The 20,462-nt window shown below is 61.2% G+C and carries 20 protein-coding genes; 19 read left to right on the forward strand and 1 reads right to left on the reverse strand.

Annotated elements, in window-relative coordinates:
• Position 1 precedes the first annotated feature (1 nt).
• From QX126_RS16835 to QX126_RS16875, 9 genes are all read left to right on the forward strand, one after another.
• Positions 2–1,768, forward strand: coding sequence for a tail fiber domain-containing protein (locus tag QX126_RS16835; protein WP_315782392.1), 1,767 nt, complete (start codon positions 2–4; stop codon positions 1,766–1,768).
• A gap of 171 nt (positions 1,769–1,939) precedes the next feature.
• Complete coding sequence (locus QX126_RS16840; RefSeq protein ID WP_315768363.1) at positions 1,940–2,317, forward strand: hypothetical protein; 378 nt, start codon at positions 1,940–1,942, stop codon at positions 2,315–2,317.
• A gap of 2 nt (positions 2,318–2,319) precedes the next feature.
• On the forward strand, positions 2,320–2,865 hold the full coding sequence (locus QX126_RS16845; protein ID WP_315782393.1) for a hypothetical protein: 546 nt from the start codon (positions 2,320–2,322) through the stop codon (positions 2,863–2,865).
• Between the two features lie 10 nt (positions 2,866–2,875).
• Positions 2,876–3,484 (forward strand): hypothetical protein, encoded by a 609-nt coding sequence (locus QX126_RS16850; protein ID WP_315782395.1) that lies wholly within the window; start codon positions 2,876–2,878, stop codon positions 3,482–3,484.
• Between the two features lie 35 nt (positions 3,485–3,519).
• Entirely contained in the window at positions 3,520–4,779 is a 1,260-nt protein-coding gene (locus QX126_RS16855) for a radical SAM/SPASM domain-containing protein (RefSeq protein WP_315782396.1), read from the forward strand.
• Positions 4,763–5,506, forward strand: coding sequence for a hypothetical protein (locus QX126_RS16860; RefSeq protein ID WP_315782398.1), 744 nt, complete (start codon positions 4,763–4,765; stop codon positions 5,504–5,506). The genes QX126_RS16855 and QX126_RS16860 overlap by 17 nt, the downstream gene beginning before the upstream one ends.
• A gap of 81 nt (positions 5,507–5,587) precedes the next feature.
• Entirely contained in the window at positions 5,588–7,021 is a 1,434-nt protein-coding gene (locus tag QX126_RS16865) for a phage tail sheath subtilisin-like domain-containing protein (RefSeq protein WP_315782400.1), read from the forward strand.
• A 99-nt stretch (positions 7,022–7,120) separates the two neighbouring features.
• Positions 7,121–7,651 (forward strand): phage major tail tube protein, encoded by a 531-nt coding sequence (locus tag QX126_RS16870; RefSeq protein ID WP_315782402.1) that lies wholly within the window; start codon positions 7,121–7,123, stop codon positions 7,649–7,651.
• A 78-nt stretch (positions 7,652–7,729) separates the two neighbouring features.
• Positions 7,730–8,002 (forward strand): phage tail assembly protein, encoded by a 273-nt coding sequence (locus QX126_RS16875; protein ID WP_315768351.1) that lies wholly within the window; start codon positions 7,730–7,732, stop codon positions 8,000–8,002.
• 336 nt (positions 8,003–8,338) lie between these two features.
• Here QX126_RS16875 and QX126_RS16880 read toward each other — a convergent pair whose 3' ends face one another.
• A complete protein-coding gene (locus QX126_RS16880; RefSeq protein ID WP_315782404.1) occupies positions 8,339–8,791 on the reverse strand; it encodes a hypothetical protein in 453 nt (150 codons plus the stop codon).
• A 468-nt stretch (positions 8,792–9,259) separates the two neighbouring features.
• On the opposite strand from QX126_RS16880, the gene QX126_RS16885 reads away from it, so the two are divergent.
• The 10 genes from QX126_RS16885 to QX126_RS16930 all read left to right on the forward strand — a co-directional run bounded on the left by QX126_RS16885 (position 9,260) and on the right by QX126_RS16930 (position 20,260).
• Positions 9,260–11,851: a phage tail tape measure protein gene (locus tag QX126_RS16885; RefSeq protein ID WP_315782406.1), complete on the forward strand. Its 2,592-nt coding sequence runs from the start codon at positions 9,260–9,262 to the stop codon at positions 11,849–11,851.
• Positions 11,852–11,938: 87 nt separating this feature from the next.
• Positions 11,939–12,442, forward strand: coding sequence for a phage tail protein (locus QX126_RS16890; protein ID WP_315740144.1), 504 nt, complete (start codon positions 11,939–11,941; stop codon positions 12,440–12,442).
• Entirely contained in the window at positions 12,442–12,663 is a 222-nt protein-coding gene (locus tag QX126_RS16895; protein WP_315740145.1) for a tail protein X, read from the forward strand. Before QX126_RS16890 ends, QX126_RS16895 begins: the two co-directional genes overlap by 1 nt.
• A gap of 68 nt (positions 12,664–12,731) precedes the next feature.
• The gene (locus tag QX126_RS16900) at positions 12,732–13,889 is read left to right on the forward strand and encodes a hypothetical protein (RefSeq protein ID WP_315782407.1); all 1,158 of its coding nucleotides are present in this window, start codon (positions 12,732–12,734) and stop codon (positions 13,887–13,889) included.
• A 15-nt stretch (positions 13,890–13,904) separates the two neighbouring features.
• Positions 13,905–15,071, forward strand: coding sequence for an N-acetylmuramidase domain-containing protein (locus QX126_RS16905; protein ID WP_315768345.1), 1,167 nt, complete (start codon positions 13,905–13,907; stop codon positions 15,069–15,071).
• Positions 15,072–15,682: 611 nt separating this feature from the next.
• Positions 15,683–16,018 carry a hypothetical protein gene (locus tag QX126_RS16910; protein WP_315782410.1) on the forward strand — a complete coding sequence of 112 codons (336 nt, stop codon included), beginning with the start codon at positions 15,683–15,685 and terminating at the stop codon, positions 16,016–16,018.
• A gap of 1,180 nt (positions 16,019–17,198) precedes the next feature.
• On the forward strand, positions 17,199–19,154 hold the full coding sequence (locus tag QX126_RS16915) for a hypothetical protein (RefSeq protein ID WP_315782411.1): 1,956 nt from the start codon (positions 17,199–17,201) through the stop codon (positions 19,152–19,154).
• Between the two features lie 34 nt (positions 19,155–19,188).
• Complete coding sequence (locus QX126_RS16920; RefSeq protein ID WP_315782413.1) at positions 19,189–19,719, forward strand: hypothetical protein; 531 nt, start codon at positions 19,189–19,191, stop codon at positions 19,717–19,719.
• 17 nt (positions 19,720–19,736) lie between these two features.
• Positions 19,737–19,991: a polysaccharide biosynthesis C-terminal domain-containing protein gene (locus QX126_RS16925; protein ID WP_315782414.1), complete on the forward strand. Its 255-nt coding sequence runs from the start codon at positions 19,737–19,739 to the stop codon at positions 19,989–19,991.
• On the forward strand, positions 19,991–20,260 hold the full coding sequence (locus tag QX126_RS16930) for a hypothetical protein (protein ID WP_315782416.1): 270 nt from the start codon (positions 19,991–19,993) through the stop codon (positions 20,258–20,260). The genes QX126_RS16925 and QX126_RS16930 overlap by 1 nt, the downstream gene beginning before the upstream one ends.
• Positions 20,261–20,462 lie beyond the last annotated feature (202 nt).

Raw genomic sequence — 20,462 nt, forward strand, 5'->3', positions numbered from 1 at the left:
GATGGCGCGCAGGTACGATCAACTCTACCGGGTCAAGGCGAGGGATAATCTCGGTGACCCCGAGTATTGGAACCAGCGCTTCGAAGACCTCGACCGCCGAATCAACTCGAACGAAGACGGTCTTGCTGCCATCGGCGGCTTGACCTCTTACGTCGAGGGCCTCGCGCTCAACCGTCTCGATCTCGTTCTAGCGCCCGCGCTCGACAAGATCGCGCTGGTGTCCGAGCAGGGCTTCCTGCTGGCGCACGCCAACAACTCGGTGACGCTGAACGTCGCGACCACCCAGACCTTCGCGATTCCTGATGAGGCAGAGCGTGACCTCTTCGCGCCATCGCCGTTCGTCACGATCGTCAGGCAGGCCAACACCACCGACTATGCGTTCGCAAAGCTCGTCAACTGGAACCGCAGCAGCGGCCAGTTGACCCTGCAGCCTATCCAGACTTTCGGCGATGCCGGACCGTTCTCGGACTGGATCATCTACGTTGGCACCGCGCTGCCGCAGGTGGTGACGCAGACGTTGATGGATGCTCAGGCAGCCCGCGACGCAGCGAAGGGCTATCGTGACACGGCTTCGACGTACGCGACCCAGACCGGTCAGGACAAGTCCGCGGTCGCTCAGATGAAGTCGGATGCTCTTGCAGCTCGCGACCAGTGTGCGACCTATGCGGCGAACGCCCAGATCTTCGATCCGTCATTCTACATCAAGAAGGACGTCGGCGGCACGTTCAGCGCCTCCGTCAACTTCACGGTCAGCCCGACCGTCCCAACAGTCACGGCTGGCGATAACTCGCTGAAGGCGGCATCGACCGCCTACGTCAAGAACGCGATCGACGCTCTGGTCAATGGTGCTCCCGGCACCTTGGACACGCTTAAGGAGATCGCAGATCAGCTGGCGTCCGACGAGAGCGCTGTCGGCGCACTGACAACGTCTGTGGCTGGGAAGCTGCAGAAGGATCAGAACCTCGCGGACGTGCCGAACAAGGCCGCGGCTCTGACGAACCTCGGCATCTCGTTCGCGACCCCGACTGGGGCTGCAACGATGAATGCTTCGGCCGGAACGGCAACGACCTACATGCGGTCGGATGCGAGCATCAAGCTCGACATGTCGATCCAGCCGACGTGGACCGGCAAACACATTCACCAGTTCAGCTCCGGACAGACATACGGCTTCAACCACAACACCTACGGTGGCCTGACTGTCTATGCGCCTGACCTGGGTGCCGCATTCGTCACCTACCACCGCGGTGCCTATGCGGTACAGGCCGGCCTCGATGGCGATAACTGGTGGCGTATCGGCGGATGGTCGGATGGGGCGAACTGGCGGTTCGGCGTTTCTGGCGTTGGCGACGGCTACCTGCGAGGATCACTCGGCGTAGGAACCTTCGCATCGACGCAAAGCGGTTCGATTGTTGCTACTGGCGATGTCGTCTACGGCGCCTCTGACATCCGTCTGAAGGACGAGATCCAGGTGATCGAGGACGCGCTGGAGAAGGTCAAGAAGCTGAGAGGCGTGACCTGGATCCAGAGCGATCTTGCCAAAGAGGTCGGGGCCCCTGAGCAGAAGTTTCGCAAGGCTGGTTTGCTTGCGCAGGAGCTGCGTGAAGTCCTTCCTGAGGCTGTCGGCATTGCGCCGTTTGACCGTGACGAGGACGGCAACAGCAAGTCAGGGAGCGAGTTCCTGAACATCTTCTATGAGCAGGTCACTGGTCTCCTCGTCGAGGCGATCAAGAGCCTGGCGACCAGGGTGGAAGGGTTGGAGGGCGCATAATGGCCGTACCATCAACAGGCGCGGTCGGATTTTCGACCGTCAACTCTGTGTTCGGTTGGGGCAATCAAATGAGCCAGTACGCCGGAAGAACGTACTACAGGGCAGGTGGCGGCGGGACGTTCCCGACGGCCAACTTCCCAATGTCTTCGTTCTACGGGACTTCCGGACACGATGAATGGAACTGTGCGTGCGCTTGCGATTGCGGCGCATGCGGTAAGTGAGGACATGATGGATCAGGTGCCGAGCAGCACGTTTAGCTACAAGATATTGGACGTCAGCCAGGATGGTTGGGCTCGTGTCGAGTATAAGCACGGGCTGCTCGGCAGCATGATCAAGAACGTCCTCGTTCCTCTCCACTTCTCCGCAGATGAGCAGCGGGGAGCCATCGTGATGCAGTTTCCGTCACAGCCCTTCCTTGCGCGGTGGATGTCGATCTTGTCGCGCAGCTCGCCATTGGCCCCGGCGGCCATGGAAGGGCAGTTCACATACCGAATTGACCGTCCGATGGAAGACCCTGTCGGTCTGCCTCTGGAAACGCACAAGGTGTGACGATGCAGTTCAGGCGCATCCGTTTTGAGAATTTCACGATCACGATCTTCACGGCCCATGCCGGAGAAGAGCGCATCTGCCCTCCAGTAGAGCTGACGCGCGGATTGACGTGGGCAGACGCTCCGTCGATCGCCCATCTGCTCGAAGGCAAGCCTGATGCTTATCCGCTCTACACGATCCCGGTCTACACGAAGGGCGGATTTGAGGCGCTCGGCGGCGATCACGCGCCTGACCCGCGGCCGGCTGGGAGCGGCGCGACCCAGTTCGTGCGCGGCATTGACAACTATCGCCTCCGCGCCACGGCGGAAGGCAGCGAGTACCACTGCATAACGCCGAAGAGCAAGGTGCCGTTCTTCTGGCAGCGCGCTTTCGTGTCCGGCCAGGCCGGCGAGACGTTCGATGTGGAACCAGGCAACTTCATCTACCTCGCCGAGGGCCTCATCGAAATCTCCCATAGCCAGTTCCGTGGCGCGACGATGCTGGAGATCTCCAGGCCGCTCACGGCCAAGATCATCGAGCCTGTGATGGGCGCCAAGCTCTGGCGCTGAAAGGAGCCAAATGCCCAAGATCCGCTTTCTGACGCCGGCTGACTTTGGCGACATGTGCGACATCATCGACAAGCACAGCAGCGGAATGGGTGCCTGGTGCAATGACCCTGAGGCACCCACAAAGCAGAACTTCCGCCAGCTCGCGAAGGACCATGTGGACCTTTGCTTTGAGCACGCGATGTCGAGCTTCTGGGGGTATTTTGACGGCTCTGGAAAGCTTGTCTCCTGGGTCAACTTCACCCGCTGGGCCGACAACGACAACATCACGATCCGATCCGTCATCGAAGATCCAGAGGCAGCACTGCCAAGGCAGGACGGCGCCGCATGGTCAGACGCCGCGGTCGATCTTGTGAATTGGGGCATCGGCTTCTTCTGGACCGATGGCATCTCGACCTTCTGGAGCCGGCTGTTCGCCGGCAGAGAGGATCGGCACATCTCGGCGCATCCGAACTGCATGCTGACGCAGTACGCGCGGGAGAAGGTCGTCGACATCCCGGGAGGCCAGCGGCCCCCGCAGGAATATCAGAGGGTCACGTGGTCATCGTTCGACGACGCCACGGCGATCTATCGGTTCAATGACCCGCTGCCCATGGCGGCATACCTGCAAAGTGCCAGATGATCCGACTTGAAATGCTGAGTAGCGATGGAGAGGTCGTGCCTCTGTTCTACGATCAGCACGCCTCACGGCTGCTCGACAATAATGGCTTCAGGGCCGTCGATTTCTCCAATAACGCGATGCTTGAGCGTGAGCCTGTGCAAGCTCGCCCGTTCATCGCGGTCGATTATGACCAGCCTGGACGCAAGGTGCGTCAAGTGAAGAAGCTGAAGATTCAGCTCGGTCTCGGATGCAACAAGGCCTGCTCCTATTGCCTTCAGGCAGCCCAGATCAACAAGGCCGCGGCGTCGTCGACGCGCGATGCCAGCGAGTTTTTGGCGAACATCGATGGCTGGATCGAAGCTCCTGAGGGGATGGAGAAGGTCGAGTTCTGGGGCGGCGAGCCGCTACTCTACTGGAAGAAGATCGAGATCCTCGCACCCGAGCTGATCAAGAAGTTCCCGAACGCGCGGTTATCGATCATCACGAACGGCGAATTGCTGACGCGGGAGATCGTCGACAAGCTGAAGGCCTGGAACTTTTCGATGGCGATCAGCCACGATGGACCGGGCCAGGCGGTGCGCGGGAGCGACCCGTGTGAGGATCCGCACCAGTTCGCGATGATCCAGTATGCGCAGAAGACGTTTCACCCGCGCTTCTCGTTCAACGCGGTGTTGACGCCGGCAAGCAACGATGTCAACGCCATCATCGATTGGTTCCAGGATTGCATCCCGGGCTGCAATGTTGGTTTTGAGGGCGTGGTTCACAGCTATGCCGGCGATCCCGCCTCGATCTTCTCAGAAGAGAAGCTCGGTCAATTCAGCGACGTTCTGTCGAGGCAGCTGATCGATGGGTCCGCGCTCCGTTCGTTCATGCTCCACGACAAACTGCGGCGTGCCGTCAGGTCGATGGTCAACGAGCGCTCCTCGGAGTCTCTCTTCCAGAAGTGCGGCATGGACATGCCGGAATATCTGGCGGTCGACCTCAAGGGCAATGTCATGACCTGCCAGAATGTGGGGGCCAACGGCAACCACAAGATCGGGCACGTCAGCGAGTTCGAAGACATCGCGCTCAACACCTCTCGCCACTGGAGCAAGCGCCCGGAGTGCCAGAGCTGCCCCGTGCTGCAGCTGTGCCAGGGTGCGTGCATGTATCAGGGCGGCGACAACTGGACCCACAGCTGCAACGCCGAGTTCTACTACAACCTGGCCTTCTTCAGGGCGGCACTGTTCATCCTGACGGGTCGCTGGATGGTCGGCTTCAGCGGGGACATCGTGAGGCCAAGGCTCAAGAAGGATCGATATGTCGAAGTTCGCTGATCTCGTCGAGAAGCTCGATAGAATCCCGCACCTCGACCTCGGTAAGAAATACGACACGAATCTCTTACAGTCGGAACTGTCGAAAATAGACCCAACGATGTTCGCGTCGTTCAGGTCCAAGAGCCGGAATGCACAGCATATCGGAAAGTTCTGGAGCGGCCTCTCGTTGGTTGCTCCTGACGGGGCGATCCACGACGACCTGACCGAGGCGCCATACCAAGGCAGGACAGGATATGTGTGGACGCCTGTTGCGGAGGGTAGCCCCTACATCAAGCAGGTGGTCACCGAGCTTGGCGGAGAGGGGCAGCGCGTCAGGCTGATGCGCGTCAAGGCAGGCGGAAGCCTGACCTGGCACCGCCACGGGTCCGAGCTGTCGATGATCATGGGCGTCAATGGCAAGCGTCCAAACTGGTACGAGCTGATCGTCCACGTTCCGATCCGGACCAACACGGAGTTCAGCTACGAGGTCATCGAGACCAGGATCTTCGAGTTGGCCGACTATTCGGCTGGCCAGCTTCAGATCCATCAGAAGAACTATCCTGCTGGAGAGGCCTGGGCCTTCAACGGCGCGCACTATCATAACGTCTTCAACCGATCGAGGACGGATGACAGGTACGCCATCATGCTCACCCTCGACATCAGGATGAGAAAGACCTTCGATATCGTCTCCGCTGCCGTCGAGCGTTACCTCGCCAACGGCGAAGGACCACTGATGCCGGCTCTGTAGCCGCATCCCACCAAACACCAACACCACCCTCCACCAGGCCGCCCCTCACCGGGCGGCTTTTTTCGTTTGGGAGAACCATACGTGACTGTTCAATATCTCCACGGCATCGAGACGATCGAACTCAATAGCCCCTCGGGTCCGGTTGAGACCGTCAAGTCGAACGTGATCGGCTTGGTCGGAACCGCCCCGAACGCCGACCCGGATATCTTCCCGCTCAACACTCCGGTCCCGGTGTTCGCCGACGCCCTGAAGGCAGGCCAGCTCAAGAGCGATGGCACCCTGCTCGACGCCGTGGACGCCATCTACAGCCAGAAGTCGGCAGTGGTCGTGGTGACCCGCGTGGCCGAAGGCCAGAGCATGGAAGGGACCTGGTCGAACGCGGTTGGCTCGCCGACCGGCAAGACCGGCATCTGGTCGCTCCTGAAGTCGCGTCCGACGCTGCAGGTCATCCCGAAGCTGCTCTGTGCACCCGGCCTCACCTCCGGTCGCCCGACCAATGGCGTCAAGAACCTGGTCATCGGCGACGTCGGCCAGAACTACGTGCTCTCCACGACCACGATCATCATCGACGCACCTCCGGCCGGCGGCCGGCAGGCCAAGGCGGTGCCCCAGGTTGTTGGGGGCAAGCTGACCGGCGCGATCATCACCGACCCCGGCTATGGCTACGTCGCAGTGCCCAGCGTGACCGTGACGGGCGCCGGCACTGGCGCAACCCTCACCGCAACCCTCGGCCACGTTGCCAATCCGGTTGGCGTTGCCTTTGCGTCGATCGTCGATCGCCTCCGCGCGGTGGCATTCCTCGACGGTCCCGGCACCTCGTATGAGGACGCTGTCGAGTACCGCGGTGACTACGGCAGCCAGCGCATCTCGATCGTCGACCCCGGCGTCCTGTCTTGGGACACCGAGAACTCGGTCTACGTGCAGAAGCCTGCTTCGGCCTACGCGGCCGGCATCCAGGCCCGCGTCGATGAGGAGAAGGGCTTCTGGTACTCGTTCTCGAACGAGCTGATCCAGAACATCGGAGGCCCCGCACGTCCGGTCGACTTCATGCCGAACGACCGCGACAGCGAAGCCAACATGCTCAACTCCAACCAGGTCACGACCATCATCCACGATGATGGCTTCCGGTTCTGGGGTCTGCGCAACACCGGCACCGACCCGCTCTGGGCTCAGCTGTCGGTCCGCCGCACCGCGGACATGGTGTACGAGAGCCTGGAGCGCGCCGAGCGCGTCCGGCTCGACAAGCCGTTCAGCTACCAGCTGCTCTCCGGCATCCAGGGCGACGTCAACGCTTACCTCCGTCTGCTCCGCTCGCGCGGCGCGCTGATCGGCGGCAAGTGCTGGATCGACAAGTCCATCAACACCCCGGCGACCTTCGCCAACGGTGAGCTGACGGTGGACTTCGATCTGGAGCCCCCGGCCTGCTTGGAGCACCTGCAGTTCCGCGCCCGCCGCAACCCGAACTACTACACGGACTTCATCGAGGAGTTTTCGCGGCAGGTTGCGACCAGCTAAGCGCTGCTTCGCCTCCGCAACGATCACATCACCAAGAGCCATCGCGGGTCGCTCGGTCCTTCCTGGGCCGGACGCGCTCCGTCATGGCCGGAGAGTTAAATGGCAAACAACAACCTTCGCGACTCCAACATTCTCCAGGACTTCACGGTCTGGATCCAGGACATCGGCAAGATCGGCGAGTCCCCCGAGTTCCAGCCCCCGGAGATCAACATCGAGGTCGAAGAGTATCGCGGTGGCGGCATGGACGGCACCGTCGAGATCCCGATGGGCATCGAGAAGATCGAGTTCGACTTCCAGCTCCACACCTGGGACGAGCAGATCTGGCAGAACCTCGGCTATGGCCCTGGCTCGCTCGACGTTCCGGTCACCTTCCGCGGCTACATGCTGACGGCTGCCGGCGGGGAGAAGGGCGTGATCATCGAGACCCGCTCGCTGATCAAGTCCATCAAGCCCGGCAAGGCCACGCCCGGCAAGAAGGTCGAGATGACGATCAATCTGTGTGCGAATTACTACGCGCACTACATCGACAACAACCTCGTCACCGAGATCGACGTCTTCAACAAGATCACCAACATCGGCGGCGTCGATAAGACCGCCAATGCCCGGCAGATCTTGGGCTTCACCTACTAAGCCCGAGATCTCCCGAACTTCAGGCCTCGCCATCCGGCGGGGCCTTTTTCTTTCCCTGTCACATAGGTGTGCAAGCCAATGACGATCAAAGTGTTCAACCTCACCCATCCCTTCGAGTATCGCGGCGCGAACTACATCGAGTTCAAGGCTCGCCGGCCGAAGGTGCGCGATCTCCGCAACTTCGTGAAGAACGTCGACCGCGACAGCGTTGCGGCCTTCGAGAAGGCCCTCGCCGATCTGTGCGAGGTCGACGAGAAGATCATCGCCGAGATCGACATCGAGGACTTCGGTCCGATGAAGGCGTGGTTCGAGGGTTTTTTGAAGCCCATGCTGAACGGATCGGACGAATAATCGAGGACTCGTTCCCAATCTTCGAGCGCTTCCACTGGACGCTTGACGCCGTCGAGGCGCTCGAATGGGACGACTTCCTCTTAATCGCCGATGGCGTTCAGTTCCTGAATAAGCGCGATCAGGAAGCGATGGAAGCCGCGCAAAAGGCCCGGGGGCGTTAACCCCGGGTCGCCCTTTCCCTCTCCAGGAGCGGTGATGGCCGACGAAACTCTCGACATTAGGGCCAGGCTTACGGCCGAAGACCAGGCCTCTGCCAATATCAAACGGCTCCTCACCCAGATCAAGCAGCTCGAGGCTCAGATCAAGAAGAGCTTCGCTGCAGCCCCGATCAAGGGATCAATCGTCGATCCCGAAGTCCAGAGCAAAGCGCAGAAGGCGCTCAAGGTCACCGAGAAGGGCTTCAACCGCCTGACCGAAGAACAGAAGCGTTGGGCTCGCGAGCAGAAGATGCTCGGGCGGATGAACACCACGGTCTGGACCAAGATCACCAACGACATCAACAACTCGGTCAGCGCTTTCCAGAAGTCGACCGGCAAGAAGCGCGCCGAGCTGGCGCGTCAGCTCCGCGACCAGGTCGGATACGCACGAGCGTTCCGATACGTCTACATGCAGGAGCACGAGAGACATCAGCGCGCTGTATCCCGGCATCATCAGGCTTTGAGCCGGCTTGAGCTGGCAAAGCAGCGCCGCGACGAGGTGATGGAGCGAGCCAAGAAGCGGCTGTCCGATAGATCCGAGGCTGAGAAGAAGCGTGCGCTCGCTAAGGCGGCCAGGGAGCAGAAGCAGCACCTGGAGAAGCTGGAGCGCCAGGAGCGCCAGGCAGCCCGTGAGCGGGCTCGTGCTGAGAAGCAGGCGCTTGAGGAGCGCGCTCGCGTTCGTCGTGGCCTGAGGCGTGGCTTCAACCGTGTCCGTGAAGTCCCGGGCAGCCTGTCCAGCATTGGACGGACGGTCGGCATCGGAGGCGCGCTGTCTGCAGCCGGCCTCGCCATGGGGACCAGGTCAGCGGTCCGCGCCGCAGTCAACGTCGACGCGGCTGAGACCTCCGCGCGCATGAACATGGACCAGTCCAAGCTCAATGCACGAGACCTGCGTGACAACTGGGCGCTCCCCACGGCTGTCAAGATGGGTATCGACCCTGGCACGCTGATGGGCGGAGCAGTCGAGGCGTCGAAGGCTGGCGTCCCTGAGGGGATGTCCAAGGCTGCCGCGGAGATGTCGTTCAAGACCGCCAAGCGCTTCGGCATCGATCCCAGCGAGATGATGACGGCCATCGGCCGTGCGGTTGCCCAGGAAATCGGCTCCGGCCGCATGCAGGGCAACGATATCACGGGGCTGACCCGCAAGTTCAACATCGCATCGACCCTCGCGGCAGAGACCGCGACCGACCCCGCTGAAACCCTGTCGTTCCTGCGATCTGGTCTCGGTGCTGGTGCATCGGTTGGCATGTCCGACGTCGGCACCATGGCATTCGGCAACGCCGCAATCCTGGCCGGCGCTCAGGCACGTCAGGCGTCGCGCTTCCTGTCCCACCTTGGAGAGCAGTTCTCCGAGCTGGAGATGAAGCGCAAGATGATCAACAGCAAGGGTCATCGGACTGAAGAGGATCGCCTCTTCATGTCGATCCCCAACAGACTCGGCTTCGGCTCGCTCGGAAACATGCGTGCGATGCTGAAGGACAACCCCGACGAAGGTCTGTTCAAGATCATCGAGTCCTTCCGCAACATCAAGGATCTCGAAAAGCGCAGCCAGGCGCTGCATGCCTTCTTCGGTTCTGAGTTCGGACCGATCATCAAGAACATGATCGACGCTCCGGGCAACATGTGGGAGAACCTGAAGATCGCCCGCAGGGCGGCGGCCGAGAACCCAGAGAACAACGGGATCACCCGGGCCTGGGCGGAATACCAGAACGGCCTTGAGAACATGATGGACCGCCTCGGTGCGGTTTGGAAGGTTCTGAAGGCCGAGATCGGTGACACGCTGAAGCCGTTCATCGAGCAGATCAGCGTCTGGGCTGGCGACATGTATGAGTCGCTCAAGACCGGCGGCATGAAGGAGCGCCTGAGGGCGTTCATCAATGGTCTGATCGAGGGCTTCACCGGGAAGAAGGGAGCGACCCTCCGAGATCTCCTGGATCAGGTCTTCGGAAAGCCTGGCAGCCAGAGTGGCTGGAGCGCCGAGAACATCGGAAAATTCGGCAAGGGCCTCGCTGAAGGAATCACCTCGATCATTTCGGCGATCGGATCTGCCGGAAAGATTATCCTCCAGATGTTCGGACAGAACTCGTCCGATCCTGAGGTGATCGGCAAGTTCGCCGGCCGTATCACCGCATTGGTGGTCGCACTGACGGCGCTGGCCCCGGTGATGAGCGTGTTCTCATCGCTGGTCGTTGGCATCGTCGCCATCGGCGCTGCGCTCAAGGGCGTTGGCAAGGGCGTGGTCAGCAAGGCTGTCTTGGCGATGCTCGCCAAGCTCGGAGTTGGTGGCCTCACCGGCGGCATGCTCGGCGGCATCGTGATGGGTGATGGCCGCGCGGACAACAGCGCCGAGGACATGGACGCCCTCCAGAAGGAGGCCGGCAAGAGCAGGGGTCAGCCCAAGGGCGAGAACAAGTTCAAGGGCAAGGGTTGGGTGCCGCCTCCGGCGATGAAGCCCGGAGAGAGCACCGAGGAGTACCTCAAGCGCCTGGAACTGCTGAAGCGGTCGAGCTACACCGGCCCGACCGACTTCTCCGGTCGTCGTCGCACCAGCCAGGTCGACGATTTGACGGACCAGCTGAAGAAGCTCGGCGGCAACGTCGAGAAGGCTGCCTTCATCGGCAGCGGCATCGGCTCAACTGGCAGTGCTGTTGCATCGTCGCTTGGAGGCGGTGGCTCCGGCGGTCGCATCATGGCCCTCGGATCTGGTAGCGGCAGCCCTACCGCGCTGTTCAGCAGCACGCCTGGCCGCATTCTGCCTGACTTCGGTGTCGGCTCCAGCGGCTCGATCCTGCATCGTGGCGGCGGACTCATTCGAAACGGTTCGAACGGGCGCATCATCAGCCCGAGCAACGTCCCCAGCTTCAGCGGCGGAGGAGGATCGTCAGCCGACGACGGTGTCGGAGCTGGCCTGGCCGGCTCTGAGTTCTTGCAGGCAAGGCGCGCTCGGTTCGCTGAGGAGCTGAAGAACGATCCGACCCTGAGGATGCACCTCGCGGCCATGCAGATGACCGAAGGCGCGAGCGGCGGCGGAACGATTGAGGCTCTGATGAACCGCATGGACATGACGGGGCAGTCGCTTCGTCACGGCCTCGGTGCAGGCCAGGACGGTCTTCCGAACACGAAGTTCCAGTTCTACGGGCCGATCAAGCGTCATGAGCTGCCGGGGGCAATCCGGAAGCTTCAGAACGATCCGAAGCTGTTTGCGAAGTACGATCGCTATACGCAGCAGGCGCTCGCCGGAAGCCACAAGATCGGTGGCTTTACCGACCAGGGACTGCCGACCGACCCGAACGGCACCGTCACGCGGCGTCGTAAGGGGTTGCCCGCGCTGCCGACCGTGAACTACGGCGGCAACGAGTTCACCGAATGGCTCGGAAATAAGCGGTCTCGCGATTATCGCCAGATGATCGAGAAGGGCATCGCTGGCGAGACCTCCAAGGTCCCGTCTGCCGGCGCAGCCACGAGCAAGGTGCCGATGCCCGCTACTCCGGGTGCTGGCGCTGGTGATGTTCGCATGGGCGGAGGCGGTCAGGTCGCGATCCACATCAACGGTGGTTCGCATGATCCTGAATCTCTCGCGCTTCTGGTCCAGCGCCGCATCGACGAGTCCATGAACTACCGCGCTCACGACAGCGAGTCCGAATACACCTAATGCGCCTGGCCCTACGGGGCCGGGACATAACTTCCACTGATAGAGGCCTCGCCATCCGGCGGGGCCTTTTCATTTCGAGAGGGTTCTATGGCCTCTGTGCTCATGGGTTTGGGTTCGCTCGAACCCAACGCGAGCGACAATGTGATCCTTTTCTACGTCCCCCTGCCGAACAACGACACTCCCGGCTTCGAGCAGCTGCAGCGCGATCGACAGTTCACCTGGGTTTCGAACGACCGCCTGTCGCGTGATCCCGCGATGCAGTTCACTGGGCCTGGAGAAGAGAACATCGTCGTCGAAGGTCGGATGTATCCGTATCACTTCGGCGGCCTCTCAACCATCAAGCTGCTCGATCAGGCCGGCCGATCAGGTAAGCCTTACATTCTGGCGCGCTTCTATCCGCTGTCGCAGCCTGGCGGTTCTCTTTCGTATGGCAGCGAGAACCTTGGCAACTTCGCCATCAAGCGGCTTCGCACCGTGGAGTCCAAGATCGGCACGATCGGCATCGCGCACAAGATCGACTTCCAGCTGGAGTTGACGCGGTATGGCGACGACCTAAACACTGCAGCTGCTCAAGATTTCTGGGCCACCTGATGTCGATTTACGTCACCAAGATGTTCGACCGGCTCGACCGCATCGTCTACGCACGATACGGCTCGACCAGCAACCGTCTCGTGGAGTGGGTCATCGAGCAGAACGACGGCATCGAGCTATATGGCATCGTTCTGCCAATGGGCGTCAGCATCAACCTCCCGGAGCCTCCGGTGAAGGTCACCGCGGTGCCTGTCCTTCCGCAACTCTTCCTCTGGAACTGAGACATACGCAGTCGCGTATAGCGGCTCAATATACGCAATCGCGTATCAGAACGAGCTTCTGATGCGCCATGAAAGATCAAGGCCGTCCTTCGGGGCGGCCTTTTTGTTTGGAGGCGTGCGTGGCTACTGGCTACACCCCGATCTACCGCATCTACAACGGCGGGGTCGACATCACCGATCACTTCAATGATCGGACCACCAAGATCAAGGTTGACCTGACGTCCGGCGGGGGCGAGGGCGACCGATGCGAGATCGAACTCGATGACCGTGACTGGCGCATTGCCAGGCCGTTCGGTGGAGAAATGATCCAGGTCTGGTTGGGCTACAAGGAGATCGGCCTAGCCTATCTCGGAACCTATACGATCGACGACGTCATCTTCGAAGGTATGCCGCGGAGCATCCAGCTCACCGGCACATCGACCGGGTTCAACGATATCAAGAAGGCCCCGCAGATCGCCAACTTCAGCAACAAGACTGTTGGTGACATCCTCGGCGAGATGGCCTCGCAATCCGGACTTCAGCTATCAATCCCAAGCGACCTGGCCGGCCGGCAGATCCCATTCAAGAATCAGCAGGTCAGCAACCTGCACATGATCCACGAGCTGGAGCGCATGTTCGGCGCCGTTGGCAAGGTGGCTGACGGCAACCTGGTCTTCGTCCCGCGCGACTCGACCGAGAGCGTCAGCGGCGTCGCATTGCCGACATTGGTGCTGCATCCCGAGCACTTCGGAACGTGGCGCGTCCGCTACGCGGGCCGCAATGATGCGTCTGAAGTGAAGGCTGCCTACTGGGATAAGGATCAGCACATCCGGAAATGGATCTCGTCCGCGCTTCCCGGCGGCGATGGCGATCCCTTCACGATCGGCCAGATCTTCAACTCTCAGATGGAGGCTGAGGCTGCCGCGGCTGCCAAGGCCGGGGCGATCAAGCGCGCCTCCGTCGAGGCGATCTTCGATCTCGCGAAGGGGGATCCCTGGATCCGCGACGCGCAGACGATCCTTGTGACCAACATGCGGGACGGCATCAACGGCTCCTACGTCGTTGAGAAGGCAACCCACACGTACATCAAGAGCACCGGCATCCGCTCCAGCCTGCAGTGCCGAGCCCCCGGCGACGGTGTCGATTACAGCGACCGCGCCGACGACCTTTTCCTCAGACCCATGCCCGGAGAGCCGATGGGCGGTGTGCTTCCCGGAGCGCCCGGAAGCGGCAACGAGGCTCCCTAAACCACGGAATCCAACATGTTCAGTCAAGAGATCATCGACGCCATCGTGGCGGCGGCGAACCAGCACGGCTGGCCGGCATCTTCGCTGCTGGCCGTCGTCGAGTGCGAGACCTCCGGAAAGCCGTTCGAGGAGGACAATCACACCCCGACGCTGCTGTTCGAGCGCCACAAGTTCTATTCCGAGATGCAGGCTCATCAGCCGAGCAGGCTGAAGACCGCGATCGCCGCCGGCCTCGCGATCCCGAAGTGGTCGCCGAAGACCCAGTACAAGGATCAGGGCAAGTCCGCCGGCCGTCTGTCGCTGATCGCCAAGGCGCGTCAGATCGACGAGGAGGTCGCCAACCGGGCGGCGTCCTGGGGTCTCGGCCAGACCATGGGCTTCAACGCTGAGGGCCTGAAATACGAGAGCGCCACAGCGATGGTCGCCGAGCTGTCGAAGGGCATCGCCGAGCAGGTCGACGCGCTCTGCCGCGAGATCCGGCACGCGAAGCTCGACAGGTTCCTGGTCGCCAAGGACTTCACCAGCTTCGCCCGGGGGTACAACGGTCCCGGATACGCCCAAAACCACTACGACACCCGCATGCAGGCCGCTGACATCGCCTGGGCGCGGCGCCTGGCGAGCGGGGATTACGAGGCCAAGCCCGGCAAGTCGATCACGCTGGTCTACCAGCAGAAGCTGAAGGGCCTGAATTACAACGTCGGCAAGGTCGACGGCGACTGGGCAGACCTCACCACGGGCGCCTGCGCGGCGTTCCAGCGGCGCGAAGGCCTGAAGGTCACTGGTCACCCGAACGCCGAGACCACGGCGGCTCTGGATAAGGCCATAGCGCCCCGTCCGGCCTCGCCTGAGCGCGCAACCGCCACGGCTGGTGATCTTGCCGCCGCTGGTTCCAAGACGATCAAGGCGGCCCAGAAGGGCTCCACGCTGACCAAGGTCATCGTCGGCGCCGGCGCGATCGGCGGAGCCAACACGACCGGCGTCCTCGACAAGGCCAAGGACGTGGTCAGCCAGGTGCAGGTTGCCAAGGGCATCCTGGACTCCGCCCAAGACGTTGTTGTCGGGCTCCTGCCGTACTGGTGGGTCGGTGCGATCGTCGTCGGGTTCGTGCTGTGGCGCTGCTACGGCGATGTCATCGAGGCCCGTCTCAAAGACCACCAGACCGGCCAGAACCTCAACAGGTAATCATGTCCATCATAGAGAAGATCGTGGGGCTCATCCCCACGGTCCGGGAGAAGGCGAAAGCCGTCCTGGACATCATCACCTCGAAGGAGGGCCAGATCAGCCTGGCTGCTCTGCTCGCCATCTTAGCGCTCGCCGCTGCGCATTACGTCGGCGCCGCCAGTCGGCATGGAGCCATCGAGTCCCTGAGGCGGGAGCTTGGAGCATCAAAGCTTCAGCTCGCTGCTGCCGAGCAGGAGAGGTCCGCAGCCCCTCAATGCCCATCGCCGCAGCCTGAGCAGCCGACCGCGCAGCCTCAGCCGGTCCCTCAACCCAAGGCAAAGATCCATGCACCACGTCCTGCGAAGCGCCCTGCGAGTAGCGGCGCTCGTCTCTCTCCCGCTGACTCTCGCTGGCTGCTTGACATCAGGTGACCTCGTCCACGGGGCGCCGGCCGGCCTGGCTGAGTGCCAGAAGGTCGCTCACAAGGTGGCTCTGCCGCCGATCGCTCCAGGCTTGGACAAGGTCGCGGTCATTGCCCGCTACCAAGCTGCCCTCATCACCGCGAACAACCGTATCGACGGCGTAGCCGAGTGTCTCGCCCAGATCGATGCTCTACAGATTGGAACCAGATAATGGTCGCGCCGACCCCTCCCGTTGACGCCATCACCATGGAAGGCATCGTCAGCGTTGCCGGCCCCTTCATCGCTGCCGTTGGCCTCATCCTGGGCGTCTGGTGGCGCGTGGACGGGAAGATCGACGAGGCTGCCAAGAAGGCCCTTCAGAACGAGCGGGAGCTTGCAGCTTTCAAGCTGAAGGTCGCCGAGGAGTACGCATCCTGGGAGACCGTGCAGGCGATCGAGAGTCGTCTGACCGCCCGGATGGACGACATCTCAGATCAGGTGATGAAGCTTCCCGACGTCATGGTCGATAGGATCATGAAGTTCCTGAATTTCAAGCCGGGCAACTAAGAACCCGGCACTTGGCCCCAGTTCAGTCCTCAGTGACTGGCTGGGCCTCCGCTTCGCTAGGGGTACACTATTCCGTAGAGGTACGTGCTTCGGGCCGAAGGTTCAGACGTTTGAACCAGATCTGCGCGATACACGAGCTTCGCTGATTCGATTGCGTGGTATCCGGGCAACTTGTTGTAGAACCCGCAAATTGGTGCTCTAATCGAGATGGCATCGCCCGGTCTGATATCAACAGATGGATATGTAAAGCTTCTACCGCTTTCCAAATCTTTGAACTGAGGCGCCATAGTGTACGCGGCAATCGTCTTCCCGTCCTTGGTTGCAAGGCATGTTGCATACGTTTCGAACTGCTTTTTCGAGCGTTTAACGGGAGCAGGCGCGGGCCCAGGTTCGGGTAGTGGGGGTGACTTCCTCCCAGACTTTTTCAGCAAAACGGTTGCCACCGCATCAGCTCCGACCAATTCTAGACTTCCGCCGCTCACGAGGATGAGAATCCCCCGCCCGACAATCTCATTCGCCAGATCTTGGTCTTGTTGACTAAGTAGGGTTCTAGCAACTTCACCGCATCCTAGGCAGGTTGGGCTGTTGAGAAAGGCTTTTCCAAGCTCTTGAGTGAGATTCTGCACGTTGCCAGTACGAGCAGCCTGTATGACGTCTGCGGCGCTTTGGAAGGTCTGCTTAGCAGCGCCAGCCGCCTGCTCGGTGGCATGTTCCACTGTCCGTTGACCTCCTCCAACGAAACCTCCTCCACCGTCATCGCAGATCCCGATGCACAAAGCGTTAGCGGACGAGACAATGCAAACAAGCGACGCGGCAAGTATAAACCGAAGAACTGCAATCATAGCTAGCCTCATGGCGAAGAGGTTGAAAAGGAAATCGTACAAAGCTAAAAGTTGAAGTCAAGGTCCGCGATGTTGGGCGTGTTGTCGGTAGATCACTGTGCGGTATTACGCTGCGGTGGTACCAAGGCAGTGATGTCTCGTTCTCTCGCCGCGCCGAGCGGCCCGTCTAAGAAGACCGCGCTACCGGCCCCTGGCTCTCTTCGGAGCTGGGGGCCTCTTTTTTTGTGCCCAAAATCCGCGACTGCCCTCTTGGGCGCCTGTTGTCAACCTGGAATTTGCATGAATGCAAGTGATGTGCTAGTGCAAATCCACAGATATTCCCTCCGAAGTGGGGTTCCATGATACTTTCGAACGAAGAGCGTGCGCGCAGAAAGAAGGTCGTCGAAGACCTGCTGCGGCTCGGCTATCACCCTCAGGGGTCGCGCGGTGGACTGGCTTCTGCCACAAAGACCGCGGAGCGCCGCGAAGGCATCAACTATCCGAACTGGGTTCGCGCCGAAGAGGCCTTGAAGCGGAAGCGCAAGCCGCATTTCTCCGTCGACTGGTCTCTCTACGTTGCGCCGCAGCCCGCCGCCACCGTGACCCGCGGCTCGGACGAGGCTGGCGAGGAGCTGTCTGCCGAGGATCACGCGCATATGCGTGCCCAGGATCTGTCGATGGAGGTGACCAGCCTTATCACCGGGTCACGCTATCCCGTCGTTAATCCCGACGCCATCATCATCGACTCCTACATGGTCCGAAAGTACGACCGCAATCTGCGCGGCTACATGACTAAGGAGGGGACTCCGCGAACCTGGATGACCGACACCCTGCGTGTCGCTCCCATCAAGGACTCCCGCAACCGGAACTTCATCTTCACGGGCGCGCAGAACGATGCGCTGCTGCACGAGGAGTTCTGGGCCAACCTGCTGGCCTATGCGGCATTCATCAACGCCGAGATCGTCGTCGGTCCCTGGACCTACGAGACCCAGTGGTGGGCCGAGAACAACCCGACCGCACGCGCGTACTCGAACGAGCTGACCGAATATCTGTGCTTCGGCCAGATGAAGATCGGCGACAACTTCATGTTCTGCGGCGAGATGAACACGCTGCCGACCGCGTCGCAGCCGATCTCGGATCTCGTGACCTACAGCCGGGGCCGTTGGGCCGTTTTCCCGCACGCCAAGCGTCAGCTGAAGAGCGTTCCGTCCACCGATCCGAACATCCAGGCGCATCAGGTCATGACGACCGGCGCGGTGACCCGGCCGAAGGTGATCCCCCGCAAAGCGGGCGTGAAGTCCATCTTCCACCAGGTCATCGGGGCGACCGTTGTTCAGTTCGACAACGACGGCGATGTCTTCTGCCGCCAGATCACGGCGAACGAGGACGGCTCATTCTACGATCTCGATGCCCATGTGGCGGATGGCGAGGTCACGACCGGGCACCGCGCTCGGGCGGTCACCTATGCCGACATCCATGTCCGCAAGCTCGACGCCGCCAACACTATGGCGACCTTCGGCTGGGACATGCGCGGCAACATCGCCCGCTATCGCAACAGCCTGACCGATGTGCTCAATCCCGAGTACCAGATCTTTCACGACATCTTCGACAACGAGCCGGGCAACCATCACCACGTCCACGACGTCGCCTACCAGTACGAGATGGCGTTCCGCGGTCGCGACAATGTGGCCGACGAGGTCAACCAGTGCGGCGACTTCCTGTACCGGACGATCGGCGAGGACCGCAACGGCATCATCGCCGAGGGCAATCACGACATAGCGCTGGAGAAGTATGTCCGTGAGGCTCGCTATCGCGGGCACGGCACCAACCTGCGTTTCGGCCTGCAGCTCGAAGACGCCTACATGGCTCATGTCGAGAAGCGGTCGTTCGCGATCGACAACGACCTGCCGATCCCACGCTTCTCACTGCTCGAATATGCGATCCGCCAGATGTGGCCGCAGATCGGCGACAAGATCGAGTGGTGTCACGACGGCTATAGCAAGCTGATCGACGGCATCGAGGTCGGTAACCACGGCTTCCGCGGCGCGAACGGCGCCAAGGGCACTGTGGCTGGCTTCGCCCGCATGGGCCGCAAGATGACGATCGGCGACAAGCATAGCCCCGAAATCAATGAGGGCGTGTACGTGGCCGGCGCGATGAACCTGCGGCACGGCTACAACAAGGGGCCGTCCGGCTGGACTGTCTCGCACGTCGTCCAGTACCAGGACGGCAAGCGCGCTCTGATCACGCTGCAAAAGGGCAAATGGCGTCCGGAGAAGCCCGTCATCCGTATGCCGGCGGCTTCTGCTGCCTAGCGATTTGCATGAATGCAAATGGAGAATTGAACCTATGAGTTTCCCGTATCGTATGATGGTCGTCGGCCACGGTCGGCATGGCAAGGACACCGCAGCCGAGATCCTGCGTGACGATTTTGGCGCGACGTTCGTCTCGTCGAGCTGGTTCATGGCCGAGCGTGTCGTGTTTTCGTGGTTCGAGGAGAAGTATCCCGGCAAGTACGCATCGGTGCAGGAGTGCTACGACGACCGGGCGAACCACCGGTCAACGTGGTTCGATCTGATCGCAGAGTCCAACAAGGCCGACCTCACCACGCTGGGTCGCGCAATCTTCAACGAATACGACCTCTATGTCGGCAATCGAAACGCCAGGGAGTTTCACGCTCTGCGAAATGCCGGCGTTTTCGACATCTCGATCTGGATCGATGCATGCGAGCGCCTGGAGTATCGCGAGCCGCGAACCTCGCTGACGATCGAGCCCTGGATGTGCGATTTCGTAATCGACAACAATGGGACACTGGATGAGCTGAAGCGGAACATCGCTTCGTTCATGCGCGGTGCCCTGAAGCTCCGGAAGGCAGCCTGATGGAGCAGTCCCGGGTGATGTCCCTGGTGGAAGTTGTGACGAATGCCATGGTCGGCTTCGTCACCTCCGTTCCGGTGAACTTTGCGATCCTTCCGCTATTTGGCGCTCCGGTGAAGCTCGGTGCCTCCATGGGGATCACGTTGGCGTTCACGGTCGTCTCGGTCGTGCGCTCATACCTGGTTCGCAGGTTCTTCGCCATCCACATCAAGAGGTTCGCTCACTGGTGTCAGGACTTCCACGACGGGATGCGCAGTCTTGGGAGCATGACCTGATGGCCGAGCAGGTCGAAATCCGAGACCTCTATAAGCGCCGGGAAGAACTCCGGCGCGAGCTGGAGGCCGTCAATGTCGCGATCGAGCGCTGCAACCACGACTTCGCCTGGACGCCGGACTCCGCCTTCGAGGACAGGGGTGGCGCCTGGGCTCAGGTCTCCTACCGCACATGCAAGCGATGCGGGATCATCCACGAGAGGGTCACCACGGCGCCTCGCGGTCCTCTCGGTGAATGGGAACGCACAGCAAAATTCAAAGCTGAGGCGTGATGGCAATCGATCTGAAGGAACTGGTCAAGGGCTTCGGTTCTTAGGCAAACGCTTGGTGGGACTGCCGTTCTCCAGATTTCCGAGCCAGCCGTTTCGTGCAGCGAGAGTACAGCCACCTCACGACCGACGATCTTGACTGGAGCAAATGCACACACGAAAATCCTCAGATTTAGGGAGGAAGAAATGCGCGGCTGCTTGGTCC

The organism is Bradyrhizobium sp. SZCCHNPS1003, assembly GCF_032381555.1.
Lineage (GTDB): Bacteria > Pseudomonadota > Alphaproteobacteria > Rhizobiales > Xanthobacteraceae > Bradyrhizobium.

What these genes read in the sequence shown, in the direction of transcription:
- QX126_RS16835 (WP_315782392.1), top strand. Translation starts at nt 2, where the DNA reads ATGGCGCGCAGGTACGATCAACTCTACCGGGTCAAGGCGAGGGATAAT.
- QX126_RS16840 (WP_315768363.1), top strand. Translation starts at nt 1,940, where the DNA reads ATGAATGGAACTGTGCGTGCGCTTGCGATTGCGGCGCATGCGGTAAGT.
- QX126_RS16845 (WP_315782393.1), top strand. Translation starts at nt 2,320, where the DNA reads ATGCAGTTCAGGCGCATCCGTTTTGAGAATTTCACGATCACGATCTTC.
- QX126_RS16850 (WP_315782395.1), top strand. Translation starts at nt 2,876, where the DNA reads ATGCCCAAGATCCGCTTTCTGACGCCGGCTGACTTTGGCGACATGTGC.
- QX126_RS16860 (WP_315782398.1), top strand. Translation starts at nt 4,763, where the DNA reads ATGTCGAAGTTCGCTGATCTCGTCGAGAAGCTCGATAGAATCCCGCAC.
- QX126_RS16870 (WP_315782402.1), top strand. Translation starts at nt 7,121, where the DNA reads ATGGCAAACAACAACCTTCGCGACTCCAACATTCTCCAGGACTTCACG.
- QX126_RS16875 (WP_315768351.1), top strand. Translation starts at nt 7,730, where the DNA reads ATGACGATCAAAGTGTTCAACCTCACCCATCCCTTCGAGTATCGCGGC.
- QX126_RS16885 (WP_315782406.1), top strand. Translation starts at nt 9,260, where the DNA reads ATGATGACGGCCATCGGCCGTGCGGTTGCCCAGGAAATCGGCTCCGGC.
- QX126_RS16890 (WP_315740144.1), top strand. Translation starts at nt 11,939, where the DNA reads ATGGCCTCTGTGCTCATGGGTTTGGGTTCGCTCGAACCCAACGCGAGC.
- QX126_RS16895 (WP_315740145.1), top strand. Translation starts at nt 12,442, where the DNA reads ATGTCGATTTACGTCACCAAGATGTTCGACCGGCTCGACCGCATCGTC.
- QX126_RS16900 (WP_315782407.1), top strand. Translation starts at nt 12,732, where the DNA reads ATGAAAGATCAAGGCCGTCCTTCGGGGCGGCCTTTTTGTTTGGAGGCG.
- QX126_RS16905 (WP_315768345.1), top strand. Translation starts at nt 13,905, where the DNA reads ATGTTCAGTCAAGAGATCATCGACGCCATCGTGGCGGCGGCGAACCAG.
- QX126_RS16910 (WP_315782410.1), top strand. Translation starts at nt 15,683, where the DNA reads ATGGTCGCGCCGACCCCTCCCGTTGACGCCATCACCATGGAAGGCATC.
- QX126_RS16915 (WP_315782411.1), top strand. Translation starts at nt 17,199, where the DNA reads ATGATACTTTCGAACGAAGAGCGTGCGCGCAGAAAGAAGGTCGTCGAA.
- QX126_RS16920 (WP_315782413.1), top strand. Translation starts at nt 19,189, where the DNA reads ATGAGTTTCCCGTATCGTATGATGGTCGTCGGCCACGGTCGGCATGGC.
- QX126_RS16925 (WP_315782414.1), top strand. Translation starts at nt 19,737, where the DNA reads ATGTCCCTGGTGGAAGTTGTGACGAATGCCATGGTCGGCTTCGTCACC.
- QX126_RS16930 (WP_315782416.1), top strand. Translation starts at nt 19,991, where the DNA reads ATGGCCGAGCAGGTCGAAATCCGAGACCTCTATAAGCGCCGGGAAGAA.